The organism is Pseudomonas sp. 14A (assembly GCF_018132745.1).
In the GTDB taxonomy this organism is placed as follows: domain Bacteria; phylum Pseudomonadota; class Gammaproteobacteria; order Pseudomonadales; family Pseudomonadaceae; genus Aquipseudomonas; species Aquipseudomonas mercuritolerans.
In genome coordinates, this window is the sequence record NZ_JAGRQJ010000010.1 from 399,131 (window position 1) to 413,452 (window position 14,322).

Annotated in this window: 7 protein-coding genes and 1 pseudogene; 7 read left to right on the top strand and 1 reads right to left on the bottom strand. The window is 61.5% G+C overall.

The window, feature by feature from the left end; translation table 11 throughout:
- The first annotated feature begins 133 nt into the window (after positions 1-133).
- The 7 genes from tpx (at position 134) to PS14A_RS11930 (ending at position 13,957) form a co-directional block, all read left to right on the top strand.
- A complete protein-coding gene (gene tpx / locus PS14A_RS11900) occupies positions 134-634 on the top strand; it encodes a thiol peroxidase (protein ID WP_071172346.1) in 501 nt (166 codons plus the stop codon).
- Between the two features lie 174 nt (positions 635-808).
- Positions 809-2,113 (top strand): MdtA/MuxA family multidrug efflux RND transporter periplasmic adaptor subunit, encoded by a 1,305-nt coding sequence (locus PS14A_RS11905; RefSeq protein ID WP_133337943.1) that lies wholly within the window; start codon positions 809-811, stop codon positions 2,111-2,113.
- The gene (locus tag PS14A_RS11910) at positions 2,110-5,202 is read left to right on the top strand and encodes an MdtB/MuxB family multidrug efflux RND transporter permease subunit (RefSeq protein WP_041481000.1); all 3,093 of its coding nucleotides are present in this window, start codon (positions 2,110-2,112) and stop codon (positions 5,200-5,202) included. Before PS14A_RS11905 ends, PS14A_RS11910 begins: the two co-directional genes overlap by 4 nt.
- A gap of 112 nt (positions 5,203-5,314) precedes the next feature.
- Entirely contained in the window at positions 5,315-8,422 is a 3,108-nt protein-coding gene (locus tag PS14A_RS11915) for an efflux RND transporter permease subunit (protein ID WP_041480999.1), read from the top strand.
- A complete protein-coding gene (locus tag PS14A_RS11920) occupies positions 8,419-9,888 on the top strand; it encodes an efflux transporter outer membrane subunit (protein WP_212616254.1) in 1,470 nt (489 codons plus the stop codon). Before PS14A_RS11915 ends, PS14A_RS11920 begins: the two co-directional genes overlap by 4 nt.
- Before the next feature lie 1,102 nt (positions 9,889-10,990).
- Positions 10,991-13,072 (top strand): EAL domain-containing protein, encoded by a 2,082-nt coding sequence (locus PS14A_RS11925; RefSeq protein WP_197892166.1) that lies wholly within the window; start codon positions 10,991-10,993, stop codon positions 13,070-13,072.
- Between the two features lie 138 nt (positions 13,073-13,210).
- On the top strand, positions 13,211-13,957 hold the full coding sequence (locus tag PS14A_RS11930; protein ID WP_024012870.1) for an SDR family oxidoreductase: 747 nt from the start codon (positions 13,211-13,213) through the stop codon (positions 13,955-13,957).
- 131 nt (positions 13,958-14,088) lie between these two features.
- On the opposite strand, the pseudogene PS14A_RS11935 reads toward PS14A_RS11930, so the two are convergent.
- Positions 14,089-14,304, bottom strand: a pseudogene (locus tag PS14A_RS11935) (PLP-dependent aminotransferase family protein); the annotation flags it as partial.
- Positions 14,305-14,322 lie beyond the last annotated feature (18 nt).

Sequence of the window (14,322 nt, forward strand, 5' to 3'; positions counted from 1 at the left end):
CTGCGGTGGGTTGTATACAATGTCACCGCTCAGCACCCAACAATTTCAAACAGGGCATAGGTCGTCAGCCGATTTCGTGGTTAACTTCCGCCTCTTGCATGCTTTCCAATCAAAAAACAGAAGGACTCAAGTCATGGCTCAAGTCACCCTCAAAGGCAATCCGGTTCAAGTCAACGGCCAGTTGCCACAAGCCGGTTCCAAGGCGCCAGCCTTTTCCCTGGTAGCCGGCAATCTGTCCGACGTCACCCTGAAAGACTTCGCCGGCAAGCGCAAAGTCCTCAACATCTTCCCAAGCGTCGACACCCCGACCTGCGCCACCTCCGTGCGCAAGTTCAACGCCCAGGCCAACGACATCAGCAACACCGTGGTGCTGTGCATCTCCGCTGACCTGCCATTCGCCCAGGCGCGCTTCTGCGGCGCTGAAGGCCTGGAAAACGTACAGAACCTGTCGACCCTGCGCGGCAGCGAGTTCATCGAAAACTACGGCGTAGCCATTGCTGACGGCCCATTGAAAGGCCTGACCGCTCGCGCCGTTGTGGTGCTGGACGAAAACGACAACGTCCTGCACAGCGAACTGGTCAAGGAAATCGCCGAAGAGCCTAACTACGAAGCGGCACTGTCCGTTCTCAAGTAAGGCTTTTACAATTGTTAACGGCCTGGCCCTGTCCAGGCCGTTTTCATTTGTGTATCAGGGTTTTGCCTCACACCTTGAAACGTAAGTGGAAGGTAAATTGCCGGTAAAGCTGCTTTGCTTAAATCCACTCAGTGCTTATCGTTCAGCCTCCCGTAATAGAAGCCCACGCGCCCAATGGTCAATAACTCCATGCAATCGTCCCCCCGCAAATCCCGTCGCTGGCTGATCAGCCTGCTGGTCCTGTTGGTCATCGCCGTCCTGTGCTGGAAATTCTGGCCCGCCGGCTCTGCTGACAAGGCGGGCGGCGACAAAGCGGCCGCCGGGCATACCGGGCGCTCGGGAATGATGCGGCCTGGCTTCGGCGGCGGTACCGGGCCGATTCCGGTGCGTGTGGCGCCGGCGGTGAAGGGCGACTTCCCGCTGTATTACAAGGCACTGGGCACGGTCACCGCGCTCAATACCATCAACGTGCGCAGCCGGGTGGGCGGCGAACTGGTGAAGATTCATTTCGAAGAAGGGCAGATGGTCAAGGCGGGCGACCTGCTGGCCGAGATTGATCCGCGTCCTTACCAGAACGCTTTGCTCCAGGCCGAAGGCACACTGCTGCAGAATCAGGCGCAACTGAAAAACGCCCAGGTCGACGTCGAGCGCTACCGCGGTCTGTATAAAGAAGACAGCATCGCCAAACAGACCCTCGACACCGCCGAAGCGCTGGTCGGCCAATACTTGGGCACGGTCAAGACGAATCAGGCAGCGGTCAACGATGCCAAGCTCAATCTCGAATTCACCAAGATCCGCGCGCCGATTGCCGGTCGCGTCGGTCTGCGTCAGGTCGACGTCGGCAACCTCGTCGCCGCCAACGACACCACGTTCCTCGCGGTGATCACCCAGACGCAACCGATCAGCGTGGCCTTCACTTTGCCGGAGAACAGCCTCGACACCGTGCTGGCCCGTTACCGCAGCGGCGCCAAGTTGCCTGCCGAAGCCTGGGATCGCGGCGACACCAAGCTGCAAGCCACTGGCGTGCTGCAAAGCCTCGACAACCAAATTGACGTCGCTACCGGCACTTTGAAATTCAAGGCCCGTTACGACAATCGCGACCAGTCGCTGTTTCCCAACCAGTTCGTCAACGTCCATTTGCTGGCAGACACGCTCAAAGGTGTAGTGCTGGCGCCGTCGGCAGCGATCCAGTTCGGCACCAACGGCACCTTCGTCTATGCGCTGGACGGCGACAGGAAAGTCACCATTCGCCAACTGAAAATCGGTGCCAGCGACGGTGACAACACCGTGGTCACCGAAGGCCTCGCCGCAGGTGATCGCGTGGTGCTCGAAGGCACCGATCGCCTCAAGGAAGGCAGCGAAGTCGAAGTGGTCAATGACAGCAGCGAAGTGCCGACCTCGCCGACCGAACACCTGCAAGGCAAATCTGCCGCCAATCCCGATGCGACCACAGCCGATAAGGCCAAGAAGGGCGCATGAACATTTCGCGGCTGTTCATCCTCCGTCCGGTAGCCACCACCCTGAGCATGCTGGCCATTGTCCTGGCCGGCCTGATCGCTTATCGCCTGCTGCCGGTTTCGGCCCTGCCGCAGGTCGATTATCCGACCATCCGCGTCATGACCCTGTACCCCGGCGCCAGTCCGGACGTGATGACCAGCGCCGTCACCGCGCCGCTTGAACGCCAGTTCGGGCAGATGCCGGGCCTGACGCAAATGGCGTCGACCAGCTCCGGCGGCGCTTCGGTGCTGACCCTGCGTTTCAGCCTCGACATCAACATGGACGTCGCCGAACAGCAGGTGCAGGCCGCGATCAACGCTGCGACCAACCTGCTGCCCACCGACCTGCCGGCGCCGCCGGTGTACAACAAGGTCAACCCGGCGGACACCCCGGTGCTGACCCTGGCCATCACTTCGAAAACCATGCTGCTGCCCAAGCTCAATGACTTGGTCGATACGCGCATGGCGCAGAAGATCGCCCAAATCAGCGGCGTCGGCATGGTCAGTATCGCTGGTGGCCAGCGTCAGGCGGTACGAATCAAGGTCAACCCCGAAGCGCTGGCGGCCAACAGCCTCAACCTGTCGGACGTGCGCACGCTGATCGGTGCCTCCAACGTCAACCAGCCGAAAGGCAACTTCGATGGCCCGACCCGGGTGTCGATGCTCGATGCCAACGATCAACTGACCTCGCCCGAGGACTACGCGAATCTGATCCTGACCTACAAGAACGGCGCGCCGTTGCGGCTCAAGGACGTCGCGGAAATCGTCGATGGCGCCGAGAACGAGCGTCTGGCCGCGTGGGCCAACCAGAATCAGGCGGTGTTGCTGAACATCCAGCGTCAGCCGGGCGCCAACGTTATCGAAGTGGTCGACCGCATCAAGGCCTTGCTGCCAAGTATCACCGACAACCTCCCGGCCGGCCTCGACGTCACTGTGCTCACAGACCGCACCCAGACCATCCGTGCCTCGGTCACCGACGTGCAACACGAACTGCTGATCGCTATCGCGCTGGTGGTCATGGTCACGTTCCTGTTTCTGCGCCGCGCCAGTGCGACGATCATTCCCTCGGTGGCCGTGCCGCTGTCGCTGATCGGCACCTTTGGCGTGATGTACCTCGCCGGGTTCTCGGTGAACAACCTGACGTTGATGGCGCTGACCATTGCCACCGGTTTCGTGGTGGACGATGCCATCGTCATGCTCGAGAACATTTCGCGCTTCATCGAAGAGGGTGACAGCCCGATGCAGGCCGCGCTCAAGGGCGCCAAGCAGATCGGCTTCACCCTGATTTCCCTGACGCTGTCGCTGATCGCCGTACTGATTCCGCTACTGTTCATGGCCGACGTGGTGGGGCGCCTGTTCCGCGAATTCGCCATCACCCTGGCGGTGGCGATCCTGATTTCCCTGGTGGTGTCGCTGACCCTGACGCCGATGATGTGCGCGCGCCTGCTCAAGCGTGAACCGCAGGAACACGAGCAAGGCCGTTTCTACCGCGCCAGCGGTGCGTTCATCGACTGGATGATCAAGGAATACGGGCGGATGCTGCGCTGGGTGCTCAAGCATCAGCCGCTGACCTTGCTGGTCGCCATCGGCACGCTGGCGTTGACCGTATTCCTTTACGTCATCGTGCCGAAGGGTTTCTTTCCGGTGCAGGACACCGGCGTGATTCAGGGTATTTCCGAAGCGCCGCAGTCGATCTCCTTCGCGGCGATGGGCGAGCGGCAGCAGCAACTGGCGAAGATCATTCTTGAAGATCCGGCGGTGCAGAGCCTGTCGTCCTACATTGGCGTCGACGGAGACAACGCCACGCTCAACAGCGGCCGCTTGCTGATCAACCTCAAGCCCCACGGCGAGCGCGATCTGACGGCCAGCGAAGTGATCGCACGCCTGCAACCACAACTGGACAAACTGGTCGGCATTCGGCTGTTCATGCAGCCGGTGCAGGACCTGACCATCGAGGATCGGGTCAGCCGCACCCAGTACCAGTTCAGCATGTCCTCGCCGGACTCGGAATTGCTCAGCCAGTGGAGTGGCCGTCTGGTCGAAGCCCTGGCGCAGCGTCCGGAGTTGACCGACGTGGCCAGTGACTTACAGGACAAAGGCTTGCAGGTTTATCTGGTGATCGACCGCGACGCCGCATCGCGCCTCGGCGTGTCGGTGGCGAATATCACCGATGCGCTGTACGACGCCTTCGGCCAGCGGCAGATTTCGACCATTTACACCCAGGCCAGCCAGTACCGCGTGGTGCTGCAAGCCCAGGCCGGGGAGAAGATCGGCCCGCAGGCGCTGGATCAGATTCACGTCAAGACCACCGACGGCGCGCAGGTACGCCTGTCGAGTCTGGCGCATGTCGAAGAACGTCAGGCGCAATTGGCGATCACCCACATCGGCCAGTTCCCGGCGGTGATGATGTCGTTCAACCTCGCGCCGGGCGTGGCGTTGGGGCATGCCGTGGACATCATCGAGCAGGTGCAGCAGGACATCGGCATGCCGGTCGGCGTGCAGACTCAGTTCCAGGGCGCGGCGCAAGCGTTCCAGGCTTCGCTGTCGAGTACCTTGCTGCTGATTCTGGCGGCGGTGGTGACCATGTACATCGTGCTGGGCGTGCTCTACGAGAGCTACATCCACCCGATCACCATTCTCTCGACCTTGCCGTCGGCAGCGGTCGGTGCCTTGCTGGCGTTGCTGCTCAGTGGCAACGACTTGGGCATGATCGCGATCATCGGCATCATCCTGCTGATCGGTATCGTCAAGAAGAACGCGATCATGATGATCGACTTCGCCCTCGACGCCGAACGCACCCAGGGCATGGCCCCGGCAGAGGCGATCTATCAAGCGGCGCTGCTGCGCTTCAGGCCGATTCTGATGACCACACTGGCCGCGTTGTTCGGCGCGGTGCCGCTGATGCTGGCCACGGGGTCTGGCGCGGAACTGCGTCAGCCGTTGGGTCTGGTGATGGTCGGCGGTTTGCTGGTGAGCCAGGTGTTGACGCTGTTCACCACGCCGGTGATTTACCTGGCTTTTGATCGGTTGGGGCGGCGTTGGACCAAGCCTGTCGCGGGAGAGGTGGTGTGAGCGGCGTGGTGAAAGCAGCTGCAAGCTGCAAGCTTCAAGCTGCAAGAAAACAGCAGCCTGCGCGCGCAGGAACAGCTTGTAGCTCGCAGCTTGCAGCTTGGAGCTCGACGCTATGAACCTCTCCGGCCCTTTCATCAAACGCCCCGTGGCAACCATGCTGCTCTCCCTGGCAATCATGTTGCTCGGCGGGGTCAGCTTCGGTCTGTTGCCGGTATCGCCGCTGCCGCAGATGGACTTCCCGGTGATCGTCGTCCAGGCCAGTCTGCCGGGCGCCAGTCCCGAGGTGATGGCTTCGACGGTGGCGACGCCGCTGGAGCGGTCGTTCGGTGCAATTGCCGGCGTCAATACCATGAGCAGCCGTTCCAGTCAGGGTTCGACGCGGGTGATTCTGCAATTTGACCTCGACCGCGACATCAACGGCGCGGCGCGGGAAGTGCAGGCGGCGATCAACGCCTCGCGCAATCTGCTGCCAAGCGGGATGCGCAGCATGCCGACCTATAAAAAGGTCAACCCGTCGCAGGCGCCGATCATGGTGCTGTCGCTGACTTCGGATGTGCTGGAAAAAGGCCAGCTCTACGACTTGGCCTCGACCATCCTCTCGCAAAGCCTGTCGCAAGTGCAGGGCGTCGGTGAAGTGCAGATCGGTGGCAGTTCGCTGCCGGCGGTGCGCATCGAGCTCGAACCGCAGGCGCTGAACCAATACGGCGTGGCCCTCGACGATGTGCGCAAGACCATTGCCGACGCCAACGTGCGCCGCCCCAAGGGTTCGGTCGAGGACGGCGAGCGCTTGTGGCAGATCCAGGCCAACGACCAGTTGGAGAAAGCCAAGGATTATGAGTCGCTGATCATTCACTACGCCGACGGCGCCGCATTGCGTCTCAAGGACGTGGCGAAAGTCAGCGATGGCGTCGAAGACCGTTACAACAGCGGTTTCTTCAACGACGATGCGGCGGTGCTGCTGGTGATCAACCGTCAGGCCGGCGCCAACATCATCGAGACGGTCAACGAGATCAAGGCGCAGTTGCCCGCGCTGCAAGCGGTGCTGCCGGCCAGCGTCAAACTCAATCTGGCCATGGATCGCTCGCCAGTGATCAAGGCTACGCTGCATGAAGCCGAGATGACCTTGCTGATCGCCGTCGCCCTGGTGGTGCTGGTGGTGTACCTGTTTCTGGGTAACTTCCGCGCCTCGCTGATCCCGACCCTGGCGGTGCCGGTGTCGCTGGTCGGTACCTTTGCGGTGATGTACCTCTACGGGTTCTCGCTGAACAACCTGTCGCTGATGGCGCTGATTCTCGCCACAGGTCTGGTGGTGGACGACGCCATCGTGGTGCTGGAAAACATTTCCCGGCACATCGACGAAGGCGTCAAGCCGATGCAGGCCGCGTACCTCGGGGCCAAGGAAGTCGGCTTTACCCTGCTGTCGATGAACGTCTCGCTGGTGGCGGTGTTCCTGTCGATCCTGTTCATGGGCGGGTTGGTCGAAAGCCTGTTCCGCGAATTTTCCATCACCCTGGCGGCGGCAATCGTGGTGTCGCTGGTGGTTTCCCTGACGCTGACACCGATGCTCTGCGCGCGCTGGCTCAAGCCGCACACGCCGGGCCAGGAAAACCGCCTGCAACGCTGGAGCCACAAGACCAACGACTGGATGGTCGGCAAATACGCCACCAGCCTCGACTGGGTATTGCGTCATCGCCGTCTGACCTTGTTCAGTCTGCTGCTCACCGTTGGCGTCAACATTGCGCTCTATGTGGTGGTGCCGAAAACCTTCCTGCCGCAACAGGACACCGGCCAGTTGATCGGTTTCGTGCGTGGCGACGACGGTCTGTCGTTCAACGTCATGCAGCCGAAAATGGAAACCTTCCGCCGCGCCGTGCTCAAGGACGAAGCGGTGGAAAGCGTGGCCGGGTTCATCGGCGGCAACAACGGCACCAACAACGCCTTCATGATCGTGCGCCTGAAGCCGATCAAGGAGCGCCAGCTTTCAGCACAGAAGGTCATAGAACGCCTGCGCAAGGAAATGCCCAAGGTGCCCGGGGCGCAGTTGATGCTGATGGCCGACCAGGACCTGCAATTTGGCGGCGGCCGCGAGCAGACCAGTTCGCAATACACCTACATTCTGCAAAGCGGCGATCTTGCCGAGCTACGCAAGTGGTTCCCGAAAGTGGTCACCGCGCTGCGTGCGTTGCCCGAGCTGACTGCCATCGATGCCCGCGAAGGTGCCGGGGCGCAGCAGGTGACGCTGATTGTCGACCGGGATCAGGCCAAACGCCTGGGGGTCGACATGAACATGGTTACCGCCGTGCTCAACAACGCCTATAGCCAGCGGCAGATTTCGACGATCTACGACAGCCTCAACCAGTACCAGGTGGTGATGGAGGTCAATCCGAAATACGCCCAGGATCCGGTGACGCTCAAGCAGGTCGAAGTGATCACCGCTGACGGTGCGCGGGTGCCGCTGTCGACGTTCGCCCATTACGAAAACAGCCTGGAAAACGACCGGGTCAGCCATGAAGGCCAGTTCGCATCCGAAAGCATTTCCTTTGACATGGCCGAAGGCGTGACCGTAGAGCAGGGCAGTGCCGCCATTGAACGGGCGATCGCCAAGGTCGGCCTGCCGGAGGATGTGATTGCGAAAATGGCCGGCACCGCTGATGCTTTCGCGGCCACGCAGAAGAGCCAGCCGTTCATGATCCTCGGTGCGTTGCTCGCGGTGTATCTGGTGCTCGGTGTGCTGTATGAAAGCTACATTCACCCACTGACCATTCTTTCGACCTTGCCCTCGGCCGGGGTTGGCGCGTTGCTGTCGATCTATGCGCTGGGCGGCGAGTTCAGCCTGATTTCCCTGCTGGGGATCTTCTTGCTGATTGGCGTGGTGAAGAAAAACGCCATTCTGATGATTGATCTGGCGCTGCAACTGGAGCGGCATGAGGGCCTGTCGCCGCTGGAGTCGATCCGCAGCGCCTGCCTGCAACGCCTGCGGCCGATTCTGATGACCACGCTGGCGGCGATCCTCGGCGCTTTGCCGTTGCTGCTCGGCCGCGCCGAGGGTGCGGAAATGCGCCAGCCGCTGGGCCTGACCATCATTGGCGGCCTGGTGTTCAGCCAGGTCCTGACCCTTTACACCACCCCGGTGGTTTACCTCTATCTCGACAAGCTGCGCCATCGTTTCAATAAATGGCGTGGCGTGCGCACTGACGCCGCTCTGGAAACTCCGCTATGACTGACCGTTCGCTTATCCAATTGGCCACCGTCCGCGGCTCGCGCCTGTTGAGCCTGTCACTGTGTGTGGCGCTACTCAGCGCCTGCGCCGTCGGCCCGGACTACCAGCGGCCGCAAACTGCCGAAATCGCTCAGTTCAAGGAAGCCGAAGGCTGGCGTCAGGCCAACCCCAGCGACTCGCTGGCTCGTGGCGCCTGGTGGGAGTTGTACGGCGACCAACAGCTCAACGCCTTGATCGAAAAACTCAACAGCTCCAACCAGACCGTCGCCCAGTCCGAAGCGCAGTTTCGTCAGGCGCAGGCTTTGGTGCGCAGCGCGCGTGGGGCGTTTTACCCCAGCGTCGACCTGAGTCTGGGCAAGACCCGCTCGAGTCAGGGCACCGGCAGCAGCAGTTCGAGCCTGAGCAGTTCCTCAAGCGGCATCCGCGACACCTACAACGCGCAACTGGGCGTCAGTTGGGAAGCGGACGTGTGGGGCAAGCTGCGCCGTGGACTGGAGGCGGATGAGGCCAACGCCCAGGCGAGTTTTGCCGATCTGGCGGCGATGCGCTTGAGCCAGCAGTCGGAGCTGGTGCAGAACTACTTGCAACTGCGGGTCATCGATCAGCAGAAGCGTTTGCTCGAGGCCACCGTTGCCGCTTATGAACGCTCGCTGAAAATGACCCAGAACCAGTACCGCGCCGGAGTTTCCGGGCGTGATGCGGTGGCGCAGGCGCAAACCCAGTTGAAAAGCACCCAGGCCGATCTGGTCGACCTGATCTGGCAGCGTGCACAGTTTGAAAACGCCATCGCCGTACTGACCGGCGAAGCACCGACCAACTTCAGCATTGCCGAAAGCCAGAGCATCCCGAATCTGCCGCAGGTACCGCTGAGCTTGCCTTCACAACTGCTGGAACGCCGTCCGGACATCGCTTCGGCCGAGCGCTCGGTGATCGCCGCCAACGCCAACATCGGCGTGGCGAAAGCCGCCTATTACCCGGACCTGACCCTGAGCCTGAGCGGCGGCTACAGCAGCAGTACCTCGAAAAACCTGATCAGCCTGCCGAACCGTTTCTGGTCGGTCGGCCCACAGCTGTCGTTGCCGCTGTTCGACGGTGGCATCCGTTCGGCCGAGGTCGACCGCAGCGAGGCGGCCTACGACGAAACCGTAGCCCGCTACCGGCAGACCGTGCTCGACGGATTCCGCGAGGTGGAAAACTACCTGGTCCAGCTCAAGGTCTATGAAGACGAAGCGGCGGTACGCCAGGAAGCGCTGGATGCCGCCCGCGATTCCCTGCGCCTGACGGAAAACCAGTACAAGGCCGGGCTGATTGCCTATATCGACGTGGTGGTGGTGCAGGCCACGGCGCTGAGTAACGAACGTAGTGTGCTTAATATTCTGCAGAGTCGATTGATTGCCAGCGTGCAACTGATCGCCGCACTGGGCGGCGGCTGGGATGGGCAACTGGACGTCAGTGATAATCGCTGAACCTGTGGGAGCGCGCTTGCTCGCGAAAGCGGTGGGTCAGTCGAGCGAGATGTTGAATGTGCCGACGCATTCGCGAGCAAGCTCGCTCCCACAGGGATTCGCGTTCGAAGGGTGAAGTGTGGCTGGACGCTGAAAATTGTGCGAGCGAGCCTGCTCGCGAAAGCGGTGGGGCAGGCAACTACGATGGTGGCTGTGCCGGCGCCTTCGCGAGCAGGCTCGCTCCCACAGGGATTCGCGTTCGTATGATGAAGGGTGGCTGGACGCTGAAAATTGTGGGAGCGAGCCTGCTCGCGAAAGCGGTGGGTCAGGCAACTCGATGGTGGCTGTGCCGACGCCTTCGCGAGCAGGCTCGCTCCCACAGGGATTCGCGTTCGAAGGGTGAAGGGTGGCTGGACGCTGAAAATTGTGGGAGCGAGCTTGCTCGCGAAAGCGGTGGGTCAGGCAACTAAGATGGTGGCTGTACCTGCGCCTTCGCGAGCAGGCTCGCTCCCACAGGGATTCGCGTTCGTATGATGAAGGGTGGCTGGACGCTGAAAATAGTGGGAGCGAGCCTGCTCGCGAAAGCGGTGGGTCAGGCAACTCGATGGTGGCTGTGCCGGCGCCTTCGCGAGCAGGCTCGCTCCCACAGGGATTCGCGTTCGAAGGGTGAAGGGTGGCTGGACGCTGAAAATTGTGGGAGCGAGCCTGCTCGCGAAAGCGGCGGGTCAGGCAACTACGATGGTGGCTGTACCTGCGCCTTCGCGAGCAGGCTCGCTCCCACAGGGATTCGCGTTCGACGGGTGAAGTGTGGCTGGACGCTGAAAATTGTGGGAGCGAGCTTGCTCGCGAAAGCGGTGGGTCAGGCAACTACGATGGTGGCTGTGCCGACGCCTTCGCGAGCAGGCTCGCTCCCACAGGGATTTGTGTCTGGCGTGAGACACTTTCACAAGGTGTGCTTAAAGCCCACCGCAGAGCCTTGTAGGACGATCGAACAAGCGTTTCATCGGCTTGATGGCAATTTGGTTACTTTGTCAGTGCGTTCTTCCGCGCAATCAGTACAATCGCCGCATTTGCCCGACCGAGAATGGAAGCAGTACGGTTTCGGCTTGTCACGAGAACGTCCATGCTCATCGGCAGCTATTCCTTCACTTTGGTTTTCATCTCGTTGTGCGTGGCCATTCTGGCTTCCTACACGGCACTCGACCTGACCGGGCGCATCGCCACGGCGAAAGGCCGGGCCGTGCATTTCTGGACGGCGGGCGGGGCGTTGGCGATGGGCGTTGGCGTCTGGTCGATGCATTTCATCGGCATGCTTGCCTTCAAATTGCCGATCGACCTGGGCTATGACTTCGCCCTGACCGCGTTGTCATTGCTGATCGCGGTGCTGTCCTGCGGTTTCGCCTTGTGGCTGGTCAGCCAGCCGAAGCTGCCCCTGGCGCAACTGGCCTTCGGTGCGCTGATCATGGGGGCGGGCATCAGCGCCATGCATTACACCGGCATGGCCGCGCTGCGCATGACCCCGGGCATCGATTACGACCCGACCCTGTTCAGCGCCTCCCTGCTCATCGCCGTCGGCGCTTCGGCAGCGGCATTGTGGATTGCCTTTCGCCTGCGCCAGCAATCGCCCTATGTGCGACTGATTCGTGCCGGCGCGGCGGTGATCATGGGTGTGGCGATTGTCGGCATGCATTACACCGGCATGGCGGCGGCGCAGTTTCCTGACGGCAGTTTCTGCGGCGCGACACTCAATGGCTTGAAGGGCAATGGCCTCGACAGTCTGGTCGTGGTCACCACGCTGGCGGTGCTGTCGATTGCCCTGTTGACCTCGATTCTCGATGCCCGCCTCGAAGCGCGCACCGCTGATCTGGCGCACTCGTTGACGGTGGCCAATCGCGAACTCACCCAACTGGCCCTGCACGATCCGCTGACCAGCCTGCCCAATCGCATGTTGCTCGACGACCGCATCAATCAGGCAATCAGAAAAGTTGAAGAGCAGGGCGGCTGCTTCGCCTTGATGTTCATCGACCTCGACGGCTTCAAACCGGTCAACGACGCATTCGGCCATCACATGGGCGACCAATTGCTGCGCGAGGTCGGCGCGCGTCTGCGTGAAGACTTGCGCAGCCAGGACACCCTGGCGCGGATCGGTGGTGATGAGTTCGTTCTGCTGGTGCGTTTGAGCGAGCCCAACGATGCCTTGAGCCTGGCCGCGCGTCAGGTCGGCCTGATCGGTCGCACGTTCCGCGTCGCCGAGCATGACCTGCAGATTTCCGCCAGCGTCGGCATCGCCCTGTATCCAGGCAACGGCGCCAACGCCCAGGAACTGCTGATGAACGCCGACGCCGCGATGTACCACGCCAAGGGCGGCGGCAAGAACGGCTACAGCTTCTTCGATGCATCGATGAACACCAACGCGCGCAAGCAATTGCAACTGTTGCAGGACCTGCGCGCGGCCATCGAGCACAACCAGTTCTGCCTGCATTACCAGCCCAAATTCGACGCCGCCAATGGCCGTCCGGTCGGTGCCGAAGCGCTGCTGCGTTGGAAGCATCCGCTGCATGGCATGTTGATGCCGGACAAGTTCATTGATCTGGCGGAGAAAACCGGGCTGATCATTCCGATGGGTGAATGGGTCCTGAACGAAGCCTGCCGGCAGATGCGCGAATGGTACGTGCTCGGTTACACCGACTGGCGCATTGCCGTAAACCTCTCGGCGTTGCAGTTTTGCCATGCCGGGCTGGTGCAAAGCGTGGCCAAGGCGCTGGCCACCCACCATTTGCCGGCCAACAGCCTGACTCTGGAAATCACTGAAACCACAGCCATGAGCGACGCCGACGCGAGCATGACCGTGCTGCAAGAGTTGTCGGACATGGGCGTCGACCTGTCGATCGACGACTTCGGCACCGGTTATTCCAGCCTGATGTACCTCAAGCGCCTGCCGGCCAATGAGCTGAAGATCGACCGCGGTTTCGTCCGTGATCTGGAGCACGACAGCGATGATGCGGCGATCGTCTCGGCGATTGTTGCGCTGGGGCAGGCCCTGGATCTGCGGATTGTCGCCGAGGGTGTCGAGACCGGCGCGCAACAGGATTTCCTCACCAAACTGGGCTGTGATTCGCTGCAGGGCTATCTGCTCGGCCACCCGATGCCGGCGGAGCGCTTCATGCAGGACATCGTGCGTGGCCAGCGGCTGGCGGTGGTCTGAGGGATCGAGTCATCGTTCTTCGCGAGCAGGCTCGCTCCCACAGGGGATGGCGGCAACACCATAGAACTCATGCAAAAGCCCTGAATGGCGGTTATTCTTGGCCCCGACTGTTACGTGTGCACGTGGGGGAAGGCCAGCATGGATAAAGTCATTGTCATCACCGGTGGCGGGCGCGGAATCGGCGCGGCTACGGCATTGTTGGCAGCCGAACAGGGCTACCGGATCTGCATCAACTACCAGTCGGATGAGCAGGCCGCACACAGCGTACTCGAACAGGTTCGCGCCTTGGGCGCCCAAGCCATCGCGGTTCGCGCCGATGTCAGTATCGAAGACGAAGTGATCGCGATGTTTCAGCGCGTCGACGCCGAACTGGGCCGGGTTACCGCCCTGGTCAACAACGCCGGCACCGTCGGGCAGAAGTCGCGGGTCGATGAAATGTCCGAATTCCGCATCCTCAAAATCATGAAAACCAACGTGCTGGCGCCGATCCTCTGCGCCAAGCATGCGATCCTGCGCATGTCGCCCAAACACGGCGGGCAGGGCGGCAGCATCGTCAACGTCTCCTCGGTCGCGGCACGCCTCGGTTCGCCGAACGAGTACGTTGATTACGCCGCATCCAAAGGCGCGCTCGACACCTTCACTATCGGTCTGTCGAAAGAAGTGGCGGGCGAGGGCATTCGCGTCAATGCCGTGCGTCCGGGTTACATCTACACCGACTTCCATGCCCTGAGCGGCGACCCGGATCGGGTCAGCAAGCTCGAATCGGCGATTCCCATGGCCCGGGGCGGTCGGCCGGATGAAGTGGCGGAGGCGATTGTCTGGTTGCTGTCGGACAAGGCGTCGTATGCGACCGGGACGTTTGTTGATTTGGGGGGTGGGCGGTAAACCGGTGGATTTGCAGTGTTAAAGCCGGCCTCTTCGCGAGCAGGCTCGCTCCCACATTGGTTCTGTATTCACAAATCAACTGTGGGAGCGAGCCTGCTCGCGAAGGGGCCAGCCCAGACAACACCTATCCGTCAAAACGACCGCACAATCCGCCCCAACGTCTCCATGGCCTTTTCCGATTCCTCGGTCCATGGGCTGCCGTAATTCAAGCGAATGCAATTTCTGAAACGCTGGGTCGGTGAGAAAATCGGCCCCGGCGCGATGCTGATGCCTTGCGCCAGGGCCATCTGAAACTGAGACGTTTGTGAATTTGGAAGGGGCGGTAGCTCTAAAAAGTGAAGCCAATACACGGTAGCACCTAAAGA

Excerpts from the sequence above, each read along its gene's own strand:
- tpx (WP_071172346.1), top strand. The coding sequence starts at position 134 with ATGGCTCAAGTCACCCTCAAAGGCAATCCGGTTCAAGTCAACGGCCAG.
- PS14A_RS11905 (WP_133337943.1), top strand. The coding sequence starts at position 809 with ATGGTCAATAACTCCATGCAATCGTCCCCCCGCAAATCCCGTCGCTGG.
- PS14A_RS11910 (WP_041481000.1), top strand. The coding sequence starts at position 2,110 with ATGAACATTTCGCGGCTGTTCATCCTCCGTCCGGTAGCCACCACCCTG.
- PS14A_RS11915 (WP_041480999.1), top strand. The coding sequence starts at position 5,315 with ATGAACCTCTCCGGCCCTTTCATCAAACGCCCCGTGGCAACCATGCTG.
- PS14A_RS11920 (WP_212616254.1), top strand. The coding sequence starts at position 8,419 with ATGACTGACCGTTCGCTTATCCAATTGGCCACCGTCCGCGGCTCGCGC.
- PS14A_RS11925 (WP_197892166.1), top strand. The coding sequence starts at position 10,991 with ATGCTCATCGGCAGCTATTCCTTCACTTTGGTTTTCATCTCGTTGTGC.
- PS14A_RS11930 (WP_024012870.1), top strand. The coding sequence starts at position 13,211 with ATGGATAAAGTCATTGTCATCACCGGTGGCGGGCGCGGAATCGGCGCG.